The sequence below is a fragment of the Shewanella frigidimarina genome, from assembly GCF_003797125.1.
GTDB classification, from domain to species: domain Bacteria; phylum Pseudomonadota; class Gammaproteobacteria; order Enterobacterales; family Shewanellaceae; genus Shewanella; species Shewanella frigidimarina.
Genome location: NZ_RKKE01000003.1, coordinates 404,583 through 430,920 on the forward strand (window position 1 = coordinate 404,583; position 26,338 = coordinate 430,920).

Sequence of the window (26,338 nt, forward strand, 5' to 3'; positions counted from 1 at the left end):
AAATGCAGTGCATTTGCCTTTTTTATTTCAAAAAATGATATTATTTTTCGTCATTTTTACACAATAATAAAGAGAACACTTAATGAGCAGAGCCAAATCAACCCTAGAACAATGGCGAATTGTCCAAGCTGTCGTTGATTTTGGAGGTTATGCTCAGGCAGCAGAAAAACTCAATAAGAGTCAATCATCGCTAAACCATGCAGTGGCCAAACTGCAGCATCAACTGGGTATAAACTTACTCGAAGTCAAAGGTCGCAAAGCCTATTTAACCGAGCAAGGTGAAGTGTTATTACGTCGTTCTCGTCATTTAACCCAATCGGTTGAAGAGCTTGAACAACTCGCCAATAATTTAGGTCAAGGCTGGGAACCTAACCTAACGATCGCCAGAGAAATCATTTATCCTATGGACACGCTAGTGGCAGCTCTAAACGAATTTTTACCACTAAGTCGTGGTACAAGGGTAACGATTATCGACTCGGTGATCACCGGTACTCATGAACTTGTGCTTAATAATGAAGTAGACATTGCTATTTGTGCTACACCACCTAAAGGTCATATTGCAGAGCCATTATGTGAATCAAATTTTGAACTTGTGTGCCATCCAGACCATCCGCTTGCGCAATTAGAACGCATAGATGATGACAAGCAATTAGCCCAACATTTACAAATTGTGATTAAAGATACGGGAATAAATGCAATCAATGATATTGGTTGGCTTAAAGCGGAACAACGTTGGACAGTATCGAACTTTCATGAAGCAAAATCCATTTTAGCGCGCAACATCGGTTTTTGTTGGATCCCGAACTTTGTTGTGCAGCAAGAATTGCAAAATAAACAACTCATCCGCCTGCATTTACGTGGAGGTAATAATCGAAAAGCAATATTGAATCTGGTTGTCCCTAATAGAGATCAGCAAGGCCCTGCCTGTAAATTATTAGAAAGCTTAATGTTAAAACAGCATAACTTACCTTTTAATGGTTAATTATCAGCAAAAAAAGTTTACTTAGATTTGGTGTTGTAGATATTTAATCAATATGGCGACTTATTCAAGTCAGCTTCTACATAACACATGATTTTTGTCATGTTCGTGAATCCTTCTCTTTCTGCACGTCTCTGTCAATCCCTGTGCCCTGCACTTCCAATTAAGCATCTTGTCATCCATATAAATTAGTTCATTTGGCAAAAAAAAACATAGGCCATTATGATTTGGTTTGCGCTACTAGGATGCTTTCAGCCAAGCTCTGCTTAACGACTTGATCAGAACTTGGAATAATAGGTGAGAAATATCAAAACTTAGTTATTAACCACTTTCAAACTGGGCATTTTACTCAAACCCGAATTCAGGCAAGACGAGTCGCTTACAAGCGAATAACAGAGTAAATAGATAACTAAATGACTGTTCTATTACAGTCAATTCAATGCAGTCTGCAAGGCAAAGGGCTGTTTATTGGCGTTTGTTATCTTGAGTCAGATTATATAGCAGCGCTAAATTATCGAACTTAATCAGTGTTGTATGAATACTGTAGAGACATAGAAAATATTATACGTAGATTTCGATGGATTGATGTTGTTGTGAATAACGTTCTGGGGAAGGTAGAGATTGACTAGTTGAATCGTTAACTGCTGTTGTGTCGTTTGCAATAGTAGAATGACTCTGTTCTGTTGATACTGAATGATTAGGAGACAATAGACTTATGTTTGAATCATCGGCATTAAGGGGATCATTGGTTAAAGTTTGACTGTTTTGAGCTCTAGAATTATTCATTTTTGTAGATGACACAGAATCTGAATTATTTGTTATTAACTCTTTCTTTGCTTCATTCATGTTTTGTAATGCTTGCGCCGCGACGCGAATATCCGCCATAGACGGTTGCACAGGAGCCATTGCTGCTGCATACACTTTCTGCATTTTAGTTAGGGTCGCTTGGGCGTCACCATCAACAGTAGACACATCGATATTAACCTCACCATCCACAGCATAACGACGTCCATCAGGGCCTTTTTCATATTGATAACTCGGGCTTTGCGCTAAACTTCCACCGACTGCAGCATGTGCTTGCTCGTGAGTTTTAACTTCGGTATCTCGCTGTGCAAGTTGATCAATCTGCTTAATTTCAGCTTGTTCTATTTGCTGTTGCTTGTCTTTTACCTGCTGCTCAACTTGCTGCTCTGCTGAATCATCCTGACTGTTTGACGTTTGAGGTTCTGTATTAACTGACGATTCGTCTACGGATGAATTTTCTTCCGTCCTATTTGTCGCTACTGCTGAAGTATTTGTTTCTGTCGCTGAAGCATCCGAGGGTTGATTAAAGATATTAACTATAGGCTGTTGAGCATTAACAACTTCACCATTACTCGTTCTTGTGGGTTTAGCTGTGCTCACAAATGTTCCAGCAGCGACATCAGTAGCCTGGGTTTGAATAGCTGAACGATTCAATACACCAGTAAGATTGAGCGGACCACTTTTCAAGCTGTAACTATTGAAGGGATCTGCAGCAACTATTTGTGGCGGCTTAACCCCATTTGTATTTGCAGAAACAGAATTTGACGGAGCGTTCTGATGAGTATCCGTACTTAAATTGGGGTTAAAGTCGACTGATGCTTTAAAAGCTGATGTGACTGTAGTTTGAATTGGGCTAGATTTGAGCGAACTGCTTTTTAATGAACTGTTTCTAACTTGATTTGAATGGATGATTTCAGGCCGAGCATCTATCACTTTAGCAGATGCCGGTTGAGCTTGTGGTGCAGATAAAGAATTGCGGTGGTTAAGTTGGGCAGTATTATTAACAGACCCAGTGTTAGCAGAAACCATCGCCGCATTCATGATTACACTTCAATATCAATCAAGCTACCAACAGTCTCAGAAGCCACTTCAATCACTTTAGCAGATGCTTGAGCTTGGTTGGATGATTCAGTCGCAGACACTAAAGCAGATGTGGTGTCAGTTTGCCCAACAGCACGAGAACTTAAGGTCACAGTATCTTGTGCCGATGTATTTGGCACCGCAGGTTTTTGTTGATCTGGAGTGGCAACAGATGTTGTTGCTTGCGCTAAACCTTGTTGAGCACTCTGCAATCCCTGCATACCTGACGCATAGGCTGATTGAACTTGCATAATACTGCTCCTGATTTTAAAAAAGTCGATTTATTATGGCCTAAACCGACTAATATGTACAGTTTTCAAACAAAAGTTAGCTGTTAACCCAACCCATCTCCCAATCTTTCCATACTGGATTAATTCCTCGTCGCTTCATTTGTTCAACAACTTGCTCTACTGGACGGTTATCACTGATTTCAAATTGATCAAGTTGGCTGTCTGGCGCCATATAACCGCCTGGTTGAGTAGAGCTTCCAGCACTCATGTGGGTAATTCCTAAAGGGAGTAAATTATCCCTTAATGATGGTAACTCTCGCGTGGATAAACTGATTTCAAGCTGGGGGTTAAACAACCTAAATGCACAGATCATTTGTACTAATCCTGCATCGGTTAATTCAACTTTCGGTGTAATGCCGCCAGTACATGGACGTAAACGAGGTAGTGAAATACTGTAGCGACTGCGCCAGTAGGTATTTTCCAAGTAATCTAGATGAAAGCCCATAAGTAATGCATCTAAGCGCCAATCATCTAACCCAAGTAATACCCCGAGGCCAATTTTATCGATACCCGATTTTGCCACTCGATCAGGGGTATCTAAGCGATAGATAAAATCTTGTTTTTTACCGCGAGTATGATGCTGAGCATAAGTATGAGCACGATAGGTTTCTTGGTATACCATAACGGCATCAACACCTAGTTTGCCAAGACGCTGATACTGATCAGTCTCCAATGGTTGAACTTCCATTGCCACGTAATTAAAAGCCCTGCTAACTAACGGTAGCACCGACTCAAAATACTCCATTCCAACTTTAGTTTCGTGTTCGCCAGACACCAATAATATCGAATCAAAACCACGTTGTTTAATGATAGCCATTTCCGCTGCTAGTTCATCACGAGTAAGAGTTTTGCGCTTGACCTTATTGCTCATACTAAATCCACAATAATCGCACTCATTGGCGCACAAGTTTGATAAATATAAGGGTAAGAAAAGGCCGATATTGGCACCAAATCGCTGCCGAGTCAGCTGAGCAGCTTGCTGCGCCATCGGTTCAATGTATGGCATTGCGGCAGGAGATAATAATGCCAACAAGCTATCAAGATTACCGCTTGGATTTTTCAAAGCCAGCTCTACGTCTTTGGCGGTTGTTGAATACAACTTCATCGATAACGCATCGGGGGCTAATTGCGCAAATACACTTGAATAAGTCATGCTAGCCCCCCTTACTATTCACAGACTTTGCAAGTGAATTGATTGTTGGTTCTGACAAGAATCCGGTCAAAGGACTAGTCGCGTGAGCATGGTTGTTCACGGCCCCTAATCCAGCAAGATAAGCTTGTCTTCCAGTGGCAACAGCATCAGCAAAACATTTAGCCATTTGCTGAGGATTGGCACTACTTGCAATCGCGGTATTCACCAATACTGCAGCTGCGCCCATTTCCATAGCTCTGCAAGCTTGTGAAGGTGCACCAATGCCGGCATCCACTATTACCGGAATATTAGCCTGTTCGATAATAATGCTTAAGAATGTTTCCGTTGCTAATCCTTGATTACTGCCTATTGGACTGCCGAGTGGCATCACCGCAGCGCAACCGACTTCTTCTAAACGCATGCACAAGACTGGATCGGCATGCACATAAGGCATGACAACATAGCCTTGTTCGCATAAGTGTTGAGCCGCTATTAATGTTTCAATAGGATCGGGCATGAGGTATTTAGGATCGGGATGAATTTCAAGTTTAATCCATTTAGTGCCCAACATTTCATAAGCGAGTTCAGCGGCAAAAATAGCTTCTTTGGCATTACGCGCACCAGCGGTATTAGGTAATAATTTAACCCCCATACTTTGCAAAGGACCGAGTAAGTTGTCATGGCCGCGAGTTAAATCAATCCGCTTCATCGCTAAAGTAACTAACTGCGACCCAGAACTTGCTATCGCTTGTAACATTGTATTGTGATTTGAAAATTTTCCCGTTCCAGTGAGTAACCGAGACGAAAATTGATGATCGGCTATAGTTAACATCATTAACCTCCAGCAACGGCAGAAAAGACGGTGATATTGTCATCGGCTTGACACACTGCATGCATCCAACGACTTCGAGGCACAACAGTATCGTTGACCACAATGGCCACTCCTTGAGTGGGCAAATCACTCAGTATAAGTAGTTCAGCCAAGTTTAAATTAGCCCGAACTTGTTGCTCGACACCATTGAGGTGCAGAGTTATTACCCCATGGGGATCAGTTTGTGTCATTAGACCGCTCCTGATGATCAGTAAATGGATATTGATGACACACTTCACACTGTGGGTCTTGACTCATGTTGGCATACTGCCAACGTAAATCCTGAGCATTAAATCGATGTAAAACACCGTATTTCGTAAAGGTATTGCAGATGTGCTGCAGGCCCACCAGCGCTTGCATACTGGCTATAATGCCCACGGCGGGCCCAAACACGCCTGCTTGAGTACAATTTTGCATAATGGGGGTATCAAGTGGATATAAACAACAATAGCAACCGCTGTATGAATGCGAATGTGAGTGGGAAAAATCAATACAAAATAATTGCCCCTGATATGCACTGATAGCACCACTAACCAAGGTTAACTGATGCTGTACACACAGTTGGTTTATCAATTGCCTCGCACTGACATTATCTGTGCAATCGAACACTACAGGTTTTACCGTAAATCGTTTAACAAGCTGATTAAAATGCGCTGAGGTAATGGGTTGTGCTAACACGTCGATATTGATTTGAGGGTAAGCATCACTCAGTGCACTTTTTGCAATGTTGACTTTTGCTTGGCCAATATCAGATGCCCTGAACAGGAGTTGCCTTGGTAAATTGGATAATTCCACCACATCATGATCAATTAACAGTATTTGCTGAACACCCGCAGCAGCTAAATAATGCGCCACTACATTTCCTAAGCCTCCTACACCGATGATCACTACAGGGCTATTCATAATGGCAAGCTGCCCTGCTTCTCCAATATCACCCAGTAGCATGGTGCGTGAATACTGAATGTAATCCAGACTAGATAGAGAATTCATACTCCCTCCTGAGGTGAACAGGCTTTTGCTAAAGGCCGCGTAAGCTGCAACCATTTATGATGCAAGGCTCGATACGCTTTTGCAGGATCGTCAGCCATAGTTACCGCTCTAACAACAGCAGCATCACCAACGCCGGTTTCAGCGATCAACTCAAGGTTATTTAGATTTATCCCGCCAATTGCAACAGTAGGATAATGGCGCGCAAATAAACTGGCATAACGTTTAAGTTTGCTGAGCCCTTGAGGCGCGGAAGGCATTTGCTTGGTCGTGGTAGCAAAAATATGCCCAAGAGCAATATATGAAGGCGAACATTGGTGGGCTAACAAGGCTTCAAAATAACTGTGACTCGATAACCCTAACGCCATTCCTGTTGCCGCTATCGCGGTTAAATCTGCAATGACCAAATCCTCTTGGCCTAAATGAACCCCAAAAGCACCGTGTTTAATCGCCAGTTGCCAATGATCATTAATAAACAACTGAGCATGATATTCGCGACCGAGTTTGATGGCCTCAATGATATTCGCTTCGAGTGTTAATCGTTGCCGATTATCGGTATCGGTATTAGTCGCTAGCTTGGCACGATATTGGACCGTCTTGCAGCCCGCTTTTAAGACATTTTTTAATATTCCAAGATCATCTAAAACAGGATAAATCCCCAAGGATTGATGCAGCGCTTTAAAACCATTCAGTGGAGCTGGCTTAAACCGATCTTGAGCGCGATAGTCAGAAGAGACTAACTTGATTGATGGCATCATTTCTAAATCAGCAGGCCAACCAGTACGGGCTAATACACCAGGTCCTTGGCCAAGGCTTACACCTAAAGTGAGTCCCTTATTGACATAGGCTTTTGCCAGCACAATAGCATCATGGATCACGAACTCATGGGCAATAAAACACGCTATTGCAGATGATAATGTGCAACCACTGCCATGATTATTAGCCGTTGCTATCCGCGGGCTACTTAACGTAAACACCGCATGACTGTGTGCAAGGCTGGCGCCTTTAACGCTTTTACTCACATATACATCTATCGCCTGCTGTTGCTGCCACTGAGCATCACCGCCTTTAGCGAGCACATGACATTTAAATGTATCGGATAACAATTTGGCATCGCGGATCATTTGCTGTTGCTGAGAACCATTGCTGCCGACATCAGCACAATCTTGCGCTAACGCATACTGAGAACATAAACGTTTCAATTCGTGCTGATTAGGCGTTAGTAAATCAATTAAACCAATGAGAGGGCTAAAATCGAGATCGATAGGATTAAAGTGCGCACCACTACTGGCGACCATGACAGGATCAAGCACCACAAAAGGTACCATCATCTGAATAACACGCATTTGAGCTAAACAGCCAGCTAATATGTCCACCTGTGCTTGGGATGCCAACAGGCCAATTTTAATCGCCACTGGCGGCAGATCGGCAAGTAAACTGCTGAACTGAGCCAACAACATGGATTCAGAAACGGTTTCTACAAGACTCACACTGACTGAGTTTTGCGCAGTTACTGTGGTTATTACGCTACACCCGTGACACGACAAGTCTTGCATAGTTAATAAATCAGCTTGAATCCCCGCACCACCACCACTGTCTGAACCGGCTATGGTCCAGACAATGGGTGGGATTTGCGTTATGGATTCACTGACAAATGTCGATGAATTCATGGCGATTATTCAACCTCTACCGCTAAGTTGGTATCAACTTGTGCTGCTGGTTTGACGTCGTGATAAAGCGCCGAGCCCGACGCTTTGAACTCTGCCGACTTTTGCGCCATCGCTTCGGACGGATTTATGGCTTGAGTCGTATGTAGAGCTTGATAAGCACTAACGGAAGAGACTTCAATCTTAAGTGCTTCAGCTTGTTCAAGATTCGCGGCATATTCACGCACTTCGTGGGTTATTTTCATCGAACAGAATTTAGGCCCACACATTGAACAAAAATGAGCCACTTTGGCTGATTCTTGTGGTAACGACTCATCGTGGTAAGCACGAGCCGTATCAGGATCAAGACCTAGGTTATATTGATCTTCCCAACGGAATTCAAAGCGGGCTTTTGATAATGCATTATCACGTACTTGTGCACCAGGATGACCTTTAGCGACATCAGCAGCATGGGCAGCAATCTTGTAAGCAATTAAGCCTTGTTTTACATCTTCTTTGTTAGGCAAACCTAAGTGTTCTTTAGGGGTGACGTAACACAACATCGCCACGCCGTACCAAGCCATCATGGCTGCACCGATACCTGAAGTGAAGTGATCATAACCTGGGGCAATATCGGTTGTTTGTGGGCCTAAGGTATAAAATGGCGCTTCATCACAAAGGGCCAATTGCTTTTCCATATTGACTTTAATCAATTGCATTGGCACATGACCTGGGCCTTCGATGATGGTCTGCACATCGTATTCCCATGCAATTTTGACCAATTCACCTAAGGTTTCTAATTCCGCAAATTGCGCTTCATCATTGGCATCGGCAATTGAACCTGGGCGCATACCATCCCCTAACGACAACGACACATCGTATTGGGCGCAAATTTGGCAAATATCGCGAAAGTGTTCATATAAGAAACTTTCTTGATGGTGACTTAAACACCACTTAGCCATAATTGAACCGCCACGCGACACAATACCGGTAAGGCGTTTGGCTGTCATGGGGACATAACGCAATAACACCCCAGCATGAATCGTAAAATAGTCTACGCCCTGCTCGGCTTGTTCAATCAATGTATCTCTAAATACCGCCCAACTGAGGTCTTCGGCAACGCCATTAACCTTTTCTAATGCTTGATAAATAGGCACGGTACCAATTGGCACAGGCGAATTACGGATAAGCCACTCACGCGTTTCATGAATATAACGTCCAGTCGACAAATCCATGACCGTATCGGCGCCCCAACGGGTTGACCACACCAGTTTTTCAACTTCTTCTTCAATCGAAGATGTCACCGCCGAATTACCAATATTGGCATTCACCTTCACTAAAAAATTACGCCCAATAATCATAGGTTCAGTTTCAGGATGGTTAATATTCAGCGGAATAATCGCTCGACCTCGGGCGACTTCATCGCGGACAAACTCAGGAGTGATAAGTTGCCCAATATGCGCACCAAAATCCTCACCAGGGGCTTTTTGAGTCAACACGCTATCGGTTACTTCAGCGCGAGCCATGTTTTCACGAATGGCAATGTATTCCATTTCAGGGGTAATAATACCTTGGCGTGCATAATACATTTGGGTCACGCATTTGCCCTTCTTGGCACGTTTAGGCGCGACTAAGGCGTCAAAGCGTAAATGATCGAGTCCATCGTCGGCCAGCCGCTGTTGGGTAAAACCCGAACTTGCACCCGTTAATTGCTCAGTATCTTGTCGCTCATCAATCCATGCTTGACGGATTTTAGGTAAGCCTTCACGCACATTAATATCGGCAAGGGGATCAGAATAAGCACCCGCGCAGTCATAAACCATGATTGGTGGATTGGCTTGTTTAATGGGTGCAGCGTCGGTACCACCAATAACGGTATCAGTTTGATTAACTTGACGCATAGCGACGTTGATATCAGCACGACTACCCGCTAAATAGACTTTTTCCGAGTTAGGATGTTGTAACGGTTTAAGGGTATCAATAAATTGTTGAGCGTTAGCTCGAGTTTGACGACGGTTTGGATTTGACATTAGCAACCTCAATATTAAGAGTAGAGTTGCTTGTCTGGAGAGGTGTTGATAGCAGCAGTAAACAATAAAAAAGCTATTGCTTACGTCAATAATCACATAGAAAAATACTAATGTAATAACGTAACTGGAATATAAACCGATAAAAAACTCGGAGGTAAACGTCCAATTACAATCGTGTTAATACGTTATTTATAGTCCCAATAATCATGATTATTACGCTTGTTTCCTTCGCAGGTTCTAGCCTGATCAGGTTCAACGGATCCCGAATAAACGGTCTCAGCCATAATGGCACTCCGACAAGATGTCACGCAGTATAAGCAAGCTTGTCGCTAAATAACAAGCACTAAAATAATCATTTCATACAAAAGTCATCAATCCACATGTCAGAAACTGATGCAGTGTCATTGATATCTCCATGATTCATTCATCACCACAGACAGCTATTCATCAAGGTGCGACACTATGTCGCATTCATCATATTTATTAGCAGGTTATAATTTAACAGACTAATAAACACCTTTGAAATATATTCATCAAAGGTTGATAAAATAACAATAAAGGTGATGACATTGACAAATAAAGTAATGCAAACCATTAAATTAAATACTAATTCCCCATGGGTTTACTCATCAATTGCATTGGCTATAATGTTTGCTATTACGCAACCAGTGATGGCTGAACAGTATGATAAGCGAAATAGTGAAGGCATTGAGCGGGTTGAAGTACATGGACAAGCGGCCAATAACGATTTACTCGGTTCTGCCCAAAACTTATTAAATAAACAAGGTGTAGATTTTTCTGAAGCGGGTGGCGTATCTGCATTACCGATTTTAAATGGCATGATGGGTGATCGGATCAAAGTGCTCATTGATGGCAGCGACATTACCTCATCATGTGCAAACCAGATGAACCCGCCACTTTCATATGTGTCAGCCAATCAAATTAGTTCGACCCAAGTGGTTGCTGGAGTCTCTCCGGTGAGCGCCGGTGGCGATAACATTGCAGGCGTAATTAACGTCACTAGCTTAACCCCTGTATTTACCGATAGCGACACAGTGACATGGCAAAGTGGTAACATATCTAGCGGTTATCGAAGCACCAATGACGCCATTCTCGCAGGTGTAAATGCCACTGTTGCTAGTAAAACATTAAGCTTTAATTACCAAGGATCATTTGAAGATGCAAACAGCTATACAGATGCCCATGGTGATAAAGTACTAGACACTTTATACCAATCACAAAATCATGCATTAACCGCTGCTTGGCAAGATGACATTCAACAAGTTGCTGTCAAACTGACTCATCAACATATCCCCTTTCAAGGTTTTGCAAACCAGTATATGGACATGACGAATAATGACAGTTATGGCGCATTAGTACGTTATCAACGAACACTTGAAAACGAAGGCGAGTTCACAGCCCAAGCAAACTGGCACAATGTAGAGCATCAAATGGGCTTCTTTACCGATGAAAAAACCGGCATGATGCCAATGAAAACTAAGGGTAAAGATTACAGTTACCAACTGCATTGGCAGCTACCAATGAGCTCAGACAGCACCTTATTAATTGGCCAAGAATATTATGTTTATCAACTTGATGATACATGGCCTGCGATTGAAGGTTCAGCCATGATGGGTCCCAATGACTATGTCAATATTAATGGTGGCGAACGCCAACGTGCAGCTCTTTATGGCGAGTGGCAACAAGCACTTAATACAGGTTGGTGGCTGTCTGCAGGTGTTCGTTATGAATACGTATCAACCAGCACAGGTGAGGTTCAGCCTTATAACACCATGAGCATGATGGGCATGACCAATGTTAATGCCATAGCCGCAGATGAATTTAATAGCCTATATCGAAAGCGCAATGACAATAACATCGATGCGACCCTTCTTGCTCGCTATCAACTCAGCGATACTGAAGTGATAGAGCTTGGTTTAGCCCAAAAGAACCGCGCACCCAATTTATATGAGCGATACAGTTGGGGCCAAAGCACCATGGCCACAACGATGATTGGCTGGTATGGCGATGCAAACGGCTATATAGGCAACCCAGACCTTAGTGCAGAAACTGCACATACATTGAGTATGGCTTACAAGCTAGTACAAGATGATTTAGCATTTAGTGCAACAGCTTGGTACAGCAGCATTAACGATTTTATTGATGCCAATGTGGTCAGCAGTTTTAATCGCACAAGCATCGATAGTAATAGTCGTCATATTTTACAGTTTACAAATGTGGACGCTAACTTGTTTGGTGCACGCATAGATGCTGAATATCAACTAGCAGACAATGACACTGGTAAATGGCTCTTTAACGCTAACATCAACGCAACTCGCGGCGAAAGAGATGACAATGACCAACCGCTGTATCAAATAAAACCTTTGCAAACAGAGCTAGCTTTACAACAACAGCTAGGTGATTGGCAAAATAGGTTCAGTTGGCAATGGGTTGCAAGTAAAGATCGCGTTGATGAACAGCGTTTAGAAAACACAACTGATAGTTATTCACTGCTTAATTTAAGCAGTAGTATCCAATGGCATGATGCCACAATGACCATTGCAGTGAAAAATCTACTGGATGAGTATTATCAACTGCCTCTGGGGGGTGTCAGTATCGCTGAATATAAGGCTGACAGCAGTAACGGTTTTCAACAAATAGCCGGTTCGGGTCGCTCACTGGAGCTCAATGTCAGTTACGTATTCTAGTTAACCAGCTATAAGTAATAAGCCGATGCCCTGTAATAATTACCACATTATTGGCTAACCTGAAACGGCAGTTCTGCTGATGTTAAGATAGACAAAAGCCTCTACATTGCTGTAGAGGCTTTTGTCTTATTTGGCGAAGCAGACGCTGATGTTGAAACAGTGAACCCGCGACCTCCGGCGTGACAGACCGGTTTCCATTGTTCTGCGATGGAATAACATTAATGCGCTGACATTTGATAATCTAGTAGGTATTGCATCCTAGTCTGAATAACCAATTCTGTTAATTTTTGAACAGAAAAAAGTCCCTACATTGCTGTAGAGGCTTTCATCTTATTTGGCGGAGCGGACGCTAATGTTGAAACTGTGAACCCGCGACCTACGGCGTGATTGGCCGGATTCTATTGATCTGCGATGGAATTACATAAATACACTAACATTAGCTCATATGGCTGGTTTCTGGCTAAGTAAAAAAACCAAATCTTTTGATTTTTCATAATAAAAAAGCCCCTACATTACTGTAGAGGCTTTTTTCTTATTTGGCGGAGCGGACGGGACTCGAACCCGCGACCCCCGGCGTGACAGGCCGGTATTCTAACCAACTGAACTACCGCTCCAAAACGGTTTGTATACACTTAATAAAACTAACAATAGTATAAATATTATCTGTTTTATTAAGTGTAAACAGTCACTTGAATGGCGGAGCGGACGGGACTCGAACCCGCGACCCCCGGCGTGACAGGCCGGTATTCTAACCAACTGAACTACCGCTCCACACAAGTGCGATGAATAATAAAGTTGTGATAATTAATCGTCAACAGTTTTTTAATTGTTTTTGCTCATTTAGTTAAAAAACGTACAACTATCAAGTTTTAGTACAAAAAGCACTCACTTCCGTGGGTTAGTTTTTGTCATCAGGCATACTTAAATCAATATCATCTAGGTCGACGCTTTCTAGAATACTGTCTTTAGGTTTATCCTCATTAACGGGGTTTTGCTTTAACCTTTCTTCCGCCGCAGCCATCGCCTTTGCCAGCGTTTGTTTTTTACGCCATATAACCAAACCGATAATACCAACAAAAAAGAGTACGCCATTAATGGTAATAATCCAGAACATTGCATCGTCTTTAGCTACTTTCTCTTCAATTTCTGCTTGAATGGCCGCTTTTTCAGCAAGTTCTTCAACTGATGGAGGTGGAGCTGGCGGCTCTACTAAATTAAAAAACATTTCAGGTAAATTGAGCACAATTTCTCGGCCATCAACCGTCGTAGAAACCGCACTGCCTTTAACACGATAACTGCCAAACTCAGTCACTTTAGGTAAGTATAATATTTGATCTGCACTGGTCATGGTTTGCAAGGTGATAGGCAGCAACAATCCTGCAGGGCCGACTAAATCAAACTCAAAATGCGTTTCTGCTAATTTCACCACAGATTCATCAACGGTTAATTGTATCTGCCATATGCCTTTTAATGGATCACTATTAGGCACCATTTTGACTGTAATTGGTTGTGGCGATAAAGCAAACGGCATCACATATTCACGCTCAAATATATTATTTCGGGCAGTAACATTCAGTACATAATGACCGGTAGGTTGTTGTAAATTATGGTTTCCGGTAAAGATGCCATCATCAGGGGCTTCGTCTAACAATTCACCATTGTCTTTATAGGCACCGACAATAATAGTGCCCGTTGCAAAGTTATCGTCAGTAGGAAGATGCTCACTCGCAAACCGAGCAGTCCATTCAACCATATACTCCAAACCCGGCATTCTCATGGTTAAATTATCACCCAAGAGTCTTGCTGTTACTTTCAACCTTTCGCCCTGATAAAGTGGTTGCGGTAACGGTTGCACTGCAATGTCTAATGCAGATATTTTTTTTATTGTCGACCCTTCAACCACACTTCCCAATAACTGCCAAGGCCCTGGCATTGGTTTTTCGATATAAATCATATCAGCAGCAATACCGTCTACCCATTTTACCGTTTGAGGATGACGATTTGAGTACCATTTACTGCCATCAGGTAAAATGACCACGACAGGGGCGGAACCATAGCTTCGTTGGATAACCAACGTTAAATGATCGACCATGTGATCGATTCGAAAACGATTTTTAAGTTCTGCTGCTTGCGATGCATTGACCACTGCAGCCTGGGCATTAGGTTGCCACGCTAAGATAAGACTCAGCAACAATAAACAAAGAATAGCAAGATAACCGGCGCGAGTAGCACTCATAAAGGTTGGTTTACCCTCTCCAGAGACATTTACCTGACTTCGCAATGAGGTCAAGTCGTTGTTCGTGTAATAGTATTTCATCGGCAGATGCACCAACGACTTTAAGATTAAACGCCGAAGGATCGATATTTTTAATTCCGCCACCTTCTTGACCCGCTTTTTCATTAGACAAATTAAACTTAATTTGTCCACCAGTCATGATTAAATAAACATCAGCAAGAATTTCCGCATCGAGTAATGCGCCGTGATAAGTGCGGCGGCCATTATCGATACCATAACGTCGACACAATGCATCTAGATTGTTTTTTTGGCCTGGATGCAGACGTTTGGCAATGGCCAAACTGTCGAGAATACTGCAAATTTCTTTGGTTTTAGGCCCAATTGGATTGAGTTTTGAAAACTCATGGTCCATAAAGCTCACATCGAAGTTGGCGTTATGAGCGACAATTTCAGCACCATCGATAAAATCGATAAAATCTTTGGCTATTTGATGAAAACGCGGTTCGTTGGCCACACGGTCATTGGTAATACCGTGAACTTGAATTGCCTCTTCATCAATCGCTTGACCAGGATTAATATATTGGTGATACGTTCGACCTGTTAAGCGACGATTAATCACTTCAACACAACCAATTTCAATAATGCGATGGCCCACATAAATAGGTCCACCCGCTTGGTTCATACCGGTAGTTTCGGTATCGAGGATCACTTGACGACTTGCACTAGAAATAATGTTCATATTTTTTACTCATTCAGCCCTCGCCTTTGTATAAATTGAGTATACTGGCGCGAATATTTCGCTATGGTAACAACTTGATGGCCGAACTCAAACAGCTGTATATTTTTACTGATGGCTCTTGCTTAGGAAATCCAGGACCTGGCGGTTATGGCGTGGTAATGAAATATAAACATCAGCAACATGAAATCGCCGATGGATTCTCATTAACAACCAATAATCGTATGGAACTTTTAGCCCCAATTATCGCGTTAGAAACGTTATACGAACCCTGTAATATTATTTTAACCAGCGATAGCCAGTATATGCGCCAAGGTATTATGACTTGGATCCATGGTTGGAAGAAAAAAGGCTGGATAACCTCAACTAAACAACCGGTCAAAAACGTCGATTTATGGAAGCGTCTAGATGCGGTAAGTCAATTACACAAGATTGACTGGCACTGGGTAAAAGGCCATGCAGGCCATATTGAAAATGAACGTTGCGACGTATTGGCACGCAAAGCAGCCGAAGCTAAACCTCAACAAGTTGATACTGGTTATAATCCTGAATAATTCGGTTTTAGTTATTTAACCTTCGCGCTGGATGATCACAGTTATCAAACTGTTCTTTGCCATGCTAACAGGGTTGCACTGACCTGCAATAAGCTAGATATTGACTCGTCAATCAGCCCTGTTAGTACAAAATGGCATATTGATATGAAAATAGTTCAAATATTCAGGTGTTGGCTTTCGGACTTCATATCTTAAACCGAGCGGAGGTTATTTTTATGATTTTGAACGGTTCAATGTCTGGGTCTCAATACTCGGAGTATGAGTTAATCCGTTACGGCCAGCCGATGGCGCCGTTGACCAGTTGGGTGCTTTTACCTTCGACTTATCTTTAATCGGTGTAAGTGGAGTCGTCATTTTGCGAGCCACAATTAAGTAAACACTGCCGGTACTAGGTAGCCAGTTAGCGATACTTTTTTGCCACAATGGTGCTTGTTGAGGCTTGCTCGGTTGATTAGGTGTGCTGACCCCGCGTTGGCCTAATAACGAATGGTACATTAACCGTTCATCTGCTAATACTTTATATCCCAGTAACCCAAGCCAATCTTTTACCCTTGATGGCATAAAAAACTGCCCGTTCCAAGGTAATTTAGTTTGATATTTTGGCAAGATTTTGCCTATAAAAGCTGGACTGATGGGATTAAAGCCGACAATAAAAATATAACCACTGCTGATGAGCACTCGGTCGAACTCTCGTAAAATTTGATAAGGATCAGATTCAAATTCTAATAGAAAACAACTTAACACCGCATCAATTGCACTTTGTTGTACGGGTAAATGATGCGGATCAGCCTGAATATTCGCATCTGAGCCGTCATAGACAGAAAAATGTCGTGCGATGTTGCAATGTAAACTGTTTAACTGGCTACTTAACGCCCCGGCTTTAAGAAAATGATAGCCAAATATTCGCGGCCACCAAGGGGCTAATTTAGCTTCAATCTCAGCTTGCAATAATTCACCAAAAGGCAAATCTTGCCAAATAAGGGGTTTTAACATGGAGCCCGCCAACTAATACTTTGCAAAAATGTCATATTTTCTCAACCCATCAACTTTACCATAGCTTGTTTGATGTTCAGCTAACCATCATTGATACTTTCAGAATAACTTCACTTGAAGTTATTTAACGATATCCGTTACCCTAACAGATAGTCAATCATCACTCGAGTCAGATTATGCTTAACGTTCACGCCATTCCAGCTTTTAATGACAACTACCTTTGGTTAATTCATCAAACAAGTAGCCTTGATGCTTACGTAGTTGATCCAGGCTGTGGCCAAAGTGTTATCGATTATTTAGCCACCACAGAACTTAACTTAGTCGGTATTCTCATTACCCACCACCACAGCGACCACACTGGCGGTATAAAACAACTGCAACAGCACTTCAACAATAGTCTTATTGTTTATGGTCCGAGTAACGAACGTATCGATGGTTTAACCCACCCATTAACAGTTACATCGGATATAAATATTGAGATACCTCATTTAGGGCTTACTCAGGTGATAGCCGTACCAGGACATACTTTAGGTCATATTGCCTACTATATTGATGATAAATTATTTTGTGGCGACACCTTATTCAGTGGCGGATGTGGACGGTTATTCGAAGGCACTCCGACGCAAATGCTGCAATCGTTGACCGTGTTGGCAAACTTACCCGACCAAACCCAAGTTTTCTGTGCTCATGAATACACACAATCCAACCTTAATTTCGCCTTACATGTCACACCCAATAATTTACAGTTGATTGATTATGCCCATAAAGTTAATCAATTACGCTCACAAAACATACCAACCATCCCTAGCACAATCGCGACAGAAAAAGCCATAAACCCGTTCCTACGTTGTCATATAAATGAGACTCAAGTCGCAATATCAACAGAATACAAAATAGCGAATATAGATGATATTCAGACATTTACATTATTAAGGGAATGGAAAAATCAATTTTAGATTAACATGAAAACACTTTAATAAGACATGCCAAATAATTTAATCTACAATGCCAAACTGAACTAAAGCATGTCCAAAAGAGTCTCATAGGCATTTGGTATGTTCGCCCTTTTTTTTACGCCCTGAGAACTTGAGGAAGTGTATCTTCAAATGAAAGCAAACTTGATTATTATAGCTGGCAGTATGCTGGCTATAACGGGGTGCCAGACACTCCATACTGCAGAGCCAAGTTCTGATAGTACAACCCAGACTGTTACAGCTAACGCTAAAAACAAAAAATCAGCGACCGTAACCCTTGAGCAAATTGAAGAACAAGTTGCTCAAGTTAACGATTTATGGCTCAGGATCAGCAACCAAATGCGCTTTCCTGTTGTCGATAATGCTTTGGTTGCTCAGTACCGCCAATGGTACATCGATAATCCTATGCATTTAGAAATCGTGACTCAACGTGCTCAGCCATATCTGTATTACATTGTTGAACAGTTAAAAAAACGCAATTTACCTTTAGAGCTAGCATTGCTGCCTATTGTTGAAAGTGGTTTTGACCCACTAGCCCATTCACCAAGTGATGCATCGGGTTTATGGCAATTAACCTCACCAACGGCCATGTCGTTTGGCGTAAAGACAAATTGGTGGTATGACGGACGCCGTGATGTTGCCTCATCGACAAAAGCAGCTTTAGATTTAATGGAATACCTTTACGCCAAAATGGATCACAATTGGTTATATACCATTGCCGCTTATAACTCTGGTGAAGGTCGAATATTCAATGCCATAAAACATAACCAAGCCCGCGGAAAATCGACAGATTTCTGGTCATTATCGCTGCCAAGAGAAACCGCTCACTATGTCCCCCAGTTATTAGCATTGGCAGATGTCATTAAACATGCAGATAAGTACGGCATCAATTTAACGCCTATAGATAACTCACCTCAAATAGAGGTAGTCGATATTGAAAGCCAACTCGACATTAATTTAGCGGCTGATTTGGCTCAAATTGACATAAATGATTTAAAAGCGATTAATCCAGGTTTAAAGCGCTGGGCAACAGCCCCACAAGGTCCACATCAATTGATTGTGCCTAGTGATAAAGCGGCATCCTTTAAACGAGCATTAGCCACTATTGAACCAAACTCCCGTATTAACTGGGTTCGTTATAAAATTAAGTCTGGTGATAGCATCAGTGAAATTGCCGACCAATTTGAAACCACGGCTACATTAATAAGAAGCAGTAACGGTATTAAAGGCAATAATATTATTGCTGGTCGATTTTTAATTATTCCTGTTGCGGCAAAAGATCCAGATTTAGCCACCATGACCGCAGACCAAGTACTGGCACGCAAAACGGTGGTCAAATCAAGCCCAAACAAGCAAGCTTATATCATTAAATCTGGTGATTCATTATGGAAGATAGCGCAGTCACAGCAAGTGACTGTCGCACAATTAATGAAATGGAATAATCTTAAAAAACAATCCACGTTAGCCATCGGTAAATCATTAGTTATTTTTCCTAATGAAGTCGCCATTAACACTGCAAGCAATGATAAAACGGTTAGCTATCGCGTCCAATCAGGTGACTCTTTAGCGCGTATAGCACTTAAATATAAGGTTACCGTTGCAGAGTTAATCGAATGGAACAGTTTACAAAATAGTAAATTGATCCAACCTGGACAGATACTGAAACTGATTGTGACCAATAGCTAGTTAGCTTTGCCTATAAGGGACTGTAACTCAACAAAGGTTATTGGTATTAGAATCGCTATTGGTATGAATTAAATACTCAGTTAAATTCAGCCATAAAAAACGGACAAGTTATTACTTGTCCGTTTTTTATGGCATAACATTAATAAATCAACTGTTTCGCAGTGTTCAATAATTTGATTAGGCTAACCATACTGCCATTACAGCACATTACTATCCATTTTTAACCTAGTTAACCTCAACTGGGATAATAAACGTTTATCAAACAGTCCTTTGTATCGCTAACTGTGTTGCATTGACTTGCAATAGGCTAGCTATTGACGTACCAATTTGCCTTATTAGCAAAACAAAAGACAAGTTTGATATAAAATAGGCCGAATATTGTCATTTCGACTCACATATCCCACTTCTTAACACGAGTTGAGGTTAGTTAACTGCATACCATATAGCAGTAACAAAAGCCGCTTTGGACAAGGCTGTAGTCCTCATATCGAATCATCTACAGCCTTTGTTATTAATGGATGATTTAAATTCCAAGCTTCTTAAACAATCCTTCTTTTAGCTTTTCTTTGGCTTTATCTGCTTCATCTTTAAATTGGCCTTCCAATAACGCTTTGGTATCAATGCCAAACTTAGGCTCTTGGAAAGTACCTTTAATAGTTAACGGAATGTCGATACCTTTAAGAGACTCATCAGCAGCTTCGCCTTGTCCTGATAATGACCCAACGACACTGGTTGTTAAGGTGTAATCTAACGCTTCAGTAGCAATGTTTGCCGTACCTTTACCATTTAAGCGAATTAACGGTGAAGCCATCGCTAAATCAGGGTTAGTTACAACAGCATCTTTCATGGTGAAACTTCCCGTTAAACTGGTAAAATCGGTTTTCAACTCTTCTTTCTTATCCGCCGATAAATCACCTTTCAGCTTTTGCTGTGCGCTACGGATCATCTGTGGAATGTTAACTCCATACAATGATCCATCTGCTACTTCAAACTTACCCACGGCATTAAGATTGTTTTTAAGATTATCGACAATCAAACTGGCACCACTACCTTTAACTTCAAAACTCGCTGTTCCAGAAAGCAAATCTACTTCAGCGGCATCGGTTAATAACGGACGAATTTGCACCCCAGTCAACTTTTTATCAAACACATAAGTTGGTACCGCTTTACGACCATCAAGCTTAGCGCTAAGTGCTAGCTTACCTTCATATAAATCGGCAGTCAGCGACGACAACGTTAATACGCCTTTATTAACGGCCATTTTCATTTGCCAATTTTGCGTTAGCATATTACTGACTTTAATTGATTTAGCGGTTAAGTTTAGGGTTAAATCGACACTCTTTAATCCCGACAAATCAGGTTCTTTGCTTGGTGAAGTTTCGGGAGTTGCCTCATTTTCTTTGGCATCGCCTTCTTGCTTTGGCAGTAATGCATCGACATCAATATCACCAACATCAAGATTCATCGCAATTTTAGGAATGCTATTACCATAGTTGATCTTAATATCGCCAGTGGCGGCTAAGTCCATAGCTGACATTTTAGTCAATTGCAGCTCAATGGTTTTTGCATCTAATGCCATCTTCATTTGTGTACTCAGCTCAGCGGTAATCGCTTTGCCTGGCAAACTATCGCCTTGGGCTTTATGCACCATGTCAAAATCATTAATCGTGACATTCTGTAATGCTTGGTCGACTTTAATTTTGCCTTGTCCAGATGACGCTAACTGCATATCAGGCAGTGTCGCTGAAAACTCGTAAGCAAAATCAGCGAATTGTCCTAGGCTGAACTGTCCTAAAGTAAAACTTTTTAGACTGAAAGTTTGAGTCGTATTGCTGGCCATATCAATAATATTGATATTCGTATTGGTAAGTTCAATACCGCCAATATCTAACGTCTGTAAAGACATTGCCTCTGAATTGCTTGAGGTTGATTGTGGTTTTTCTGCCGATGTTTCAGCAGTCAAACCATCAAAACTAGTCTTGCCGTCTTTTTGAGTGACTAAGTTAAGTGTTAAGCCATCTAGCTTTAATAAATCAACTTCAATTTGTTGGCTAAACAATGGCATCAACGCCACATTGGCCACGGCCTCATTAACATCAAGCATCGAAGCGGGCGTAAACCCATTTGGGTTCGATAACGAAATGCCCCCGAGCTTGATGCCTAAAGATGGAAACACGCTCCAGCTTAAATCTTGGCTGATTTGTAAGTCACGGCCAGTTTGTTTTTTTACCGCATCAACAATTTGCGGTTTAAAATTATTTAAATCGAAAAACATTGTGAGGTAGACGGTTATACCGACCACTATGGTTAGCACTATCGCTAACAACCACTTTACTACTTTCATTTTTGCTTCCTTGTCTGTCGCTACTTTAAGCTAAAATAGCTAAATCCAGTGCCTGCCTACTGACAGCAACACCATTTAAATCAGCGTAGATCATCATTCCAGGAAAAATACTGATGCCAGCAATCTCGATTGTGACATTGACCTCACCTACGTCTTTTTTGTCTGTTTTAATGGGATTAGTGCCTAAAGCTTGCACACCAATTAGCATAGTGTTGATGGTTCCAGCGTCGCGAATACAACCATTGATGATAATACCTTCCCAACCATTATCGCATGCATTTAAGGCTATCATGTCACCAAGCAATGCTCGTCTTGTTGAGCCACCACCGTCAACAACTAATACTTTACCGTGACCCTTTTTGGCTAATTCAGATTTTACTTTTGAATTGTCTTCAAAACATTTAACGGTCACGACTTCACCGTAGAATATCGATTTTGCACCAAATGCTTTCCATGGATTTGACAACAACGTCAATTGTTCAGGGTAGTGATCAAATAAGTCTGGCAATAGATCTAACATGACTCCTCCTTGTAGATCAAAATCTTAGGTTACCGAGAATGAGTATATTCAACAAGTATTGTTAACGATATATTATTACACTCAGAAAGTATTGTTAACGATATATTATTACACTCAGAAAGTATCGTTAACTTAGTATATCAACACATCCACAAATCAAGTAAAAGAGTGACTTATTCAATAAAAATGAATATAATTTCTAAAAATAACGTAGAAAATCATACTTATGAGTGAAGATTTAAATTTACAGAAAATGATGGATGCGTTTGATGAGCTAGATTTCGAACAACGCACAACCACAAACCTTGAAAATGCCCGTAATAAGCAGCAAATGACAGCGTATATTGAGTCGTTAGATTTTAGCCTGCGCCGTTTATTAATTTTGCAAGACACGGTAAATACCATTGTTGAGCAAAAACAAGTAAACCTGCTTAAACAAGAGCATATTCAAACTTATAAAACTAAAATTATTAACCTCTCACGCCAGTACAATATCTCATATCAAGATGTCATCAATATAATGGTGCAAATATCACGTTAATAACGATTAACTAATTGAATCAACTTCGTAAAGAAAATGAATTTATTCTCATTCTGCAATATTAAACTTGTTATGTGATTTGCTCACAAGGTGTTTTCGCTTGGTGCTTGTCATACGAGTAACAGTCTTAATTTAACTAAAAATACTGTAGATAGTAAATGAGAGATTCAGTGAGATAGAGAACATTTAGACATCGTTGATTATCGCTAACGGAAGCTAGTCAGGCTAATTGAATTAATCAACCTGACTATCAGTGGGCTATTTTACTTTAAATTGATCCACAAGTTGATGTAACTGAATTGCACCTTGTTCGATACCTATACTGCCTTTATTAATGAGCTCATTCTGAGTTCGGTTTTCTAACGACATATCATTGATGCGAGTAATATTCATATTCAGTTCGCCAATAACAGTGCTTTGCTCGTCTGTGGCTGCTGCTATTTGAACATTCATTTGCGATATTTGCTCAATTGAAGACTTAATATTTTCAAGCGCAACTACAACTTGTTGAGTTTCATTGACCGTTTCAGATGATTTAACTTTAGCCCTAGCAACAGAAGCATTAACACTGTCAATGGCACTTCTGATTGCGTCGATGATAAGATTAATTTCACTTGTTGAAGCTTGAGTTCGGCTAGCAAGCGTTCGAACTTCATCAGCAACAACAGCAAAACCACGACCAGCCTCACCTGCTCTAGCGGCTTCGATGGCAGCATTCAACGCTAACAAATTAGTTTGATCTGCTATTCCCACAATCACATCCAGAATTTGACCAATCTTACTTGAACTTACTTGTAAGCCTTTAGCAACCTCTTCTGTCGCGGCTAATTCACTGGATAATTCAGATATTTTTTTCATTGCATTATCAACAACGTTAGCAGATTTGTCTGCCTCTTTATCAGCATGGTGGGTACTGTCTGCTGCCAGTTGCGCATTAGAAGCCACTTCTGATGCGGTCATCGACATTTCATTTATCGCGGTTGCCACATTCTCAGTTTCGGCTTGCACATTGGATGAAATTTGATTGGCCTGTTGTGCAATCGTCGACATATTTTGTGCTAAGCGACTCGATTCATCAACCGAATGGCTGACAGAAATAATGACTTTCTGGATTTTATCAATAAAGGCATTGAAATGATGTGCGATTTGTTTGAGTTCATCATTACCCTCTTCAGACAAACGTAAGGTCAAGTCCCCCTCGCCCTTGGCAATGTTTTTAAACGCACTAATGGTTTCAATCATTGGCCCTGAAATACTGCGAATGATAAAAAACAGCAGTAAGATGACTGGCAGCCAAACCAGTGCCAATAACAATAAGTATTGCGTAATAAATTGGTTTTTATCATTTTGAATGTCATCGACATAGATACCCGTCCCGATAATCCATCCCCAGGGTCTAAAACGCTTGACCACTGACATTTTTGGACTGGGTTGTTCCTGTTGTGGTTTGTTCCACATATAATCTACTCGTGCCGAATCCTGCTGTTCGGTACGTAGGATCATTTGTTCAAACAGCTTAACGCCATTTGGATCTTGCATTGCTAATACCTTGGTATTCACTAATTGCTTAGCAAAAGCATGTTGGATCATCGTCCCTTGAGTATCAATACTGAAATAATACTCATTGCCTGAATAGCGTAATTTATCAATTGCCGCCAAAGCCATGACTTTGGCCTCATCTTCGCTCAGGCTTCCAGACTGAGCATCTTGATAATATTTATCCGCGATGGTGGTAGCGATGTCTACCAAAGCATTCAGTTTGGCTTCTTTCTCATTAATTAACACGTTTTCAACTCGTGTTAATGAAAACCAGAACACGATAACAGTAGCAATGATCGCTAATGCCAACATTCCTAATAAACGGTTTGCAATTGTCGTTTTACGAAAAAACATATTAATTGGGTTCATACAGGCACCATGACATTATGATTATTATTAAAATGGTTATGAGATGAAAACTGACACGAACTCAGCAATGTTAGTTATAGTATAAAATATGATCAGTAATAGAACTGTTTTATCACTGAGGTGTTTTGTTTAGAAGTTGTTAACGATAGTGCTTTACTACCGGTAAATATAGTAGACTTTGTTATAATTGTTAAAAATGGCCATTTAGTTTTTTCATGCTGAATCTATTGTAATAATGCAGCTTGATCCGGTTCAATATGCCAAGCGATATTTCTGCTCTATAGCATTCCTATGCCGTAATAAAGCTTATTACTTCGCAATAATAGCCTGCTCGATTTGTGCTCTTAACCAAACAAAAGCGGGATCCGTTTCAGTATTCATGTGCCAGTATAAATGAGTATCAATGTCCGGTAGTTCAAATGGCATGGTGCACACATGTAAATCTGGATGTATAAACTGCTCCGCTATAGAGCGCGGTAAAGTCAACATTAAAGGCGACCCGATGACAATTTTAGCAGCGGTTTGGTAACTCTGGCATCGGTATTTAATGTGCCGATTTACACCTTGTTGTTGTAACAATATATCTTCCATCACTCGACCAATAGGTCTGCTTGATACGGCTACATGTTCAGCATTAGCATAATCAGTCGGAGTCAATTTGGTACTAGGCTCTAAATACATTGCATGTTGTCGACGGTCTATCAACACACAAAATGGATCTGACAATAGGGTTTTGTGAGCTAAAGGGGCATTCACCGCTCGCGCAACATCAATGGCTAAATCCACCTCCCCATTGGCTAACTGACGCGCTATATTTTCCCGAGATAATGACATACTGGCTATTTTCGCATGCGGAATTAACTTCACAACTTGCTTAATCAGCGTTGGCATTATTTGGCTTTCTAGCGCTTCATGAATGGCTATTTTAAAAGTTTGCTCCGTAGTAAGCGGGTCAAATTCACCACATTGCTGCAGTACTTGCCTTATTCGATTTAGCGCACTAATAAGTTGCGGAGCCATACGTTGACAAGCTGCTGTTGGTTGCATTTGCAGACCTTGGCGTACAAACAGCGGGTCGTTTAACACTAAACGTAATCGTTTTATCGCATGGCTCACTGCTGAAGGCGTTATAAACAACGACTTTGACGCTAAAGTCATGTTTTGCTCCAAATAAAGAGCTTCAAATATTTTTAACAAATTAAGGTCAAGTTGCTGAATTGCTTTGGTATCTGCCATTTTGGTCTCTATTGTTAAATGAATTTGCAACACACAACTATGAATAGTATTCATTGCAACCTAACATGTTATTTCATTTTATT

At 41.2% G+C, this 26,338-nt stretch carries 21 protein-coding genes, 2 tRNA genes and 1 riboswitch; of the genes, 6 read left to right on the forward strand and 17 right to left on the reverse strand.

From position 1 onward, the window contains the following. Positions 1 to 82 precede the first annotated feature (82 nt). Positions 83 to 982 carry a LysR family transcriptional regulator gene (locus EGC86_RS11225; protein WP_123777621.1) on the forward strand — a complete coding sequence of 300 codons (900 nt, stop codon included), beginning with the start codon at positions 83 to 85 and terminating at the stop codon, positions 980 to 982. A 558-nt stretch (positions 983 to 1,540) separates the two neighbouring features. Here EGC86_RS11225 and EGC86_RS11230 read toward each other — a convergent pair. From EGC86_RS11230 to thiC, 8 genes are all read right to left on the reverse strand, one after another. Next, on the reverse strand, positions 1,541 to 2,824 hold the full coding sequence (locus tag EGC86_RS11230) for a putative metalloprotease CJM1_0395 family protein (protein WP_123777622.1): 1,284 nt from the start codon (positions 2,822 to 2,824) through the stop codon (positions 1,541 to 1,543). Between the two features lie 2 nt (positions 2,825 to 2,826). After that, positions 2,827 to 3,114 (reverse strand): hypothetical protein, encoded by a 288-nt coding sequence (locus tag EGC86_RS11235; RefSeq protein WP_011637651.1) that lies wholly within the window; start codon positions 3,112 to 3,114, stop codon positions 2,827 to 2,829. Positions 3,115 to 3,190: 76 nt separating this feature from the next. Continuing rightward, entirely contained in the window at positions 3,191 to 4,306 is a 1,116-nt protein-coding gene (gene thiH, locus EGC86_RS11240) for a 2-iminoacetate synthase ThiH (RefSeq protein ID WP_123777623.1), read from the reverse strand. Between the two features lies 1 nt (position 4,307). Continuing rightward, positions 4,308 to 5,117: a thiazole synthase gene (locus EGC86_RS11245; protein WP_123777924.1), complete on the reverse strand. Its 810-nt coding sequence runs from the start codon at positions 5,115 to 5,117 to the stop codon at positions 4,308 to 4,310. A gap of 2 nt (positions 5,118 to 5,119) precedes the next feature. Then, complete coding sequence (gene thiS, locus EGC86_RS11250) at positions 5,120 to 5,347, reverse strand: sulfur carrier protein ThiS (protein WP_102036851.1); 228 nt, start codon at positions 5,345 to 5,347, stop codon at positions 5,120 to 5,122. Continuing rightward, complete coding sequence (locus EGC86_RS11255) at positions 5,334 to 6,146, reverse strand: HesA/MoeB/ThiF family protein (RefSeq protein WP_165872402.1); 813 nt, start codon at positions 6,144 to 6,146, stop codon at positions 5,334 to 5,336. The genes thiS and EGC86_RS11255 overlap by 14 nt, the downstream gene beginning before the upstream one ends. After that, the gene (gene thiE / locus EGC86_RS11260) at positions 6,143 to 7,813 is read right to left on the reverse strand and encodes a thiamine phosphate synthase (RefSeq protein WP_123777625.1); all 1,671 of its coding nucleotides are present in this window, start codon (positions 7,811 to 7,813) and stop codon (positions 6,143 to 6,145) included. Before thiE ends, EGC86_RS11255 begins: the two co-directional genes overlap by 4 nt. Before the next feature lie 5 nt (positions 7,814 to 7,818). Further along, the gene (gene thiC, locus EGC86_RS11265) at positions 7,819 to 9,819 is read right to left on the reverse strand and encodes a phosphomethylpyrimidine synthase ThiC (protein WP_123777626.1); all 2,001 of its coding nucleotides are present in this window, start codon (positions 9,817 to 9,819) and stop codon (positions 7,819 to 7,821) included. 206 nt (positions 9,820 to 10,025) lie between these two features. Continuing rightward, positions 10,026 to 10,125, reverse strand: a riboswitch (TPP riboswitch). Positions 10,126 to 10,382: 257 nt separating this feature from the next. Here thiC and EGC86_RS11270 point away from each other — a divergent pair. Then, positions 10,383 to 12,527: a TonB-dependent receptor plug domain-containing protein gene (locus tag EGC86_RS11270; protein WP_123777627.1), complete on the forward strand. Its 2,145-nt coding sequence runs from the start codon at positions 10,383 to 10,385 to the stop codon at positions 12,525 to 12,527. Between the two features lie 537 nt (positions 12,528 to 13,064). Here EGC86_RS11270 and EGC86_RS11275 read toward each other — a convergent pair. The 4 genes from EGC86_RS11275 to dnaQ all read right to left on the reverse strand — a co-directional run bounded on the left by EGC86_RS11275 (position 13,065) and on the right by dnaQ (position 15,502). Then, a tRNA-Asp gene (locus tag EGC86_RS11275) sits at positions 13,065 to 13,141 on the reverse strand. 80 nt (positions 13,142 to 13,221) lie between these two features. Beyond that, a tRNA-Asp gene (locus EGC86_RS11280) sits at positions 13,222 to 13,298 on the reverse strand. A gap of 127 nt (positions 13,299 to 13,425) precedes the next feature. Next, positions 13,426 to 14,763, reverse strand: a complete 1,338-nt coding sequence (locus EGC86_RS11285; RefSeq protein ID WP_123777628.1) for a TIGR03503 family protein — start codon at positions 14,761 to 14,763, stop codon at positions 13,426 to 13,428. Between the two features lie 10 nt (positions 14,764 to 14,773). Continuing rightward, positions 14,774 to 15,502 (reverse strand): DNA polymerase III subunit epsilon, encoded by a 729-nt coding sequence (gene dnaQ, locus EGC86_RS11290; protein ID WP_059743812.1) that lies wholly within the window; start codon positions 15,500 to 15,502, stop codon positions 14,774 to 14,776. A 77-nt stretch (positions 15,503 to 15,579) separates the two neighbouring features. On the opposite strand from dnaQ, the gene rnhA reads away from it, so the two are divergent. Continuing rightward, on the forward strand, positions 15,580 to 16,053 hold the full coding sequence (rnhA, locus tag EGC86_RS11295; RefSeq protein ID WP_011637661.1) for a ribonuclease HI: 474 nt from the start codon (positions 15,580 to 15,582) through the stop codon (positions 16,051 to 16,053). Between the two features lie 213 nt (positions 16,054 to 16,266). Here rnhA and EGC86_RS11300 read toward each other — a convergent pair whose 3' ends face one another. After that, the gene (locus EGC86_RS11300; RefSeq protein ID WP_123777629.1) at positions 16,267 to 17,046 is read right to left on the reverse strand and encodes a methyltransferase domain-containing protein; all 780 of its coding nucleotides are present in this window, start codon (positions 17,044 to 17,046) and stop codon (positions 16,267 to 16,269) included. Between the two features lie 176 nt (positions 17,047 to 17,222). Between EGC86_RS11300 and gloB the strand changes: the two genes are divergently transcribed. After that, complete coding sequence (gene gloB / locus EGC86_RS11305; protein ID WP_123777630.1) at positions 17,223 to 18,002, forward strand: hydroxyacylglutathione hydrolase; 780 nt, start codon at positions 17,223 to 17,225, stop codon at positions 18,000 to 18,002. A gap of 150 nt (positions 18,003 to 18,152) precedes the next feature. Further along, positions 18,153 to 19,706, forward strand: coding sequence for a lytic transglycosylase (locus EGC86_RS11310; protein ID WP_123777631.1), 1,554 nt, complete (start codon positions 18,153 to 18,155; stop codon positions 19,704 to 19,706). A gap of 523 nt (positions 19,707 to 20,229) precedes the next feature. On the opposite strand, the gene EGC86_RS11315 is transcribed toward EGC86_RS11310, so the two are convergent. Together EGC86_RS11315 and EGC86_RS11320 are read right to left on the reverse strand one after the other, a co-directional pair. Further along, positions 20,230 to 22,050, reverse strand: a complete 1,821-nt coding sequence (locus tag EGC86_RS11315) for an AsmA family protein (protein ID WP_123777632.1) — start codon at positions 22,048 to 22,050, stop codon at positions 20,230 to 20,232. Positions 22,051 to 22,075: 25 nt separating this feature from the next. Beyond that, positions 22,076 to 22,570, reverse strand: coding sequence for a putative 4-hydroxy-4-methyl-2-oxoglutarate aldolase (locus EGC86_RS11320; protein ID WP_123777633.1), 495 nt, complete (start codon positions 22,568 to 22,570; stop codon positions 22,076 to 22,078). A gap of 226 nt (positions 22,571 to 22,796) precedes the next feature. Here EGC86_RS11320 and EGC86_RS11325 point away from each other — a divergent pair, with 226 nt between their 5' ends. After that, positions 22,797 to 23,111 carry a hypothetical protein gene (locus EGC86_RS11325; protein ID WP_011637667.1) on the forward strand — a complete coding sequence of 105 codons (315 nt, stop codon included), beginning with the start codon at positions 22,797 to 22,799 and terminating at the stop codon, positions 23,109 to 23,111. Between the two features lie 258 nt (positions 23,112 to 23,369). Here the strand turns inward: EGC86_RS11325 and EGC86_RS11330 are convergent, their stop codons facing one another. After that, complete coding sequence (locus EGC86_RS11330) at positions 23,370 to 25,019, reverse strand: methyl-accepting chemotaxis protein (RefSeq protein WP_123777634.1); 1,650 nt, start codon at positions 25,017 to 25,019, stop codon at positions 23,370 to 23,372. A 309-nt stretch (positions 25,020 to 25,328) separates the two neighbouring features. Then, positions 25,329 to 26,255 (reverse strand): LysR family transcriptional regulator, encoded by a 927-nt coding sequence (locus EGC86_RS11335; RefSeq protein ID WP_165870995.1) that lies wholly within the window; start codon positions 26,253 to 26,255, stop codon positions 25,329 to 25,331. Positions 26,256 to 26,338 lie beyond the last annotated feature (83 nt).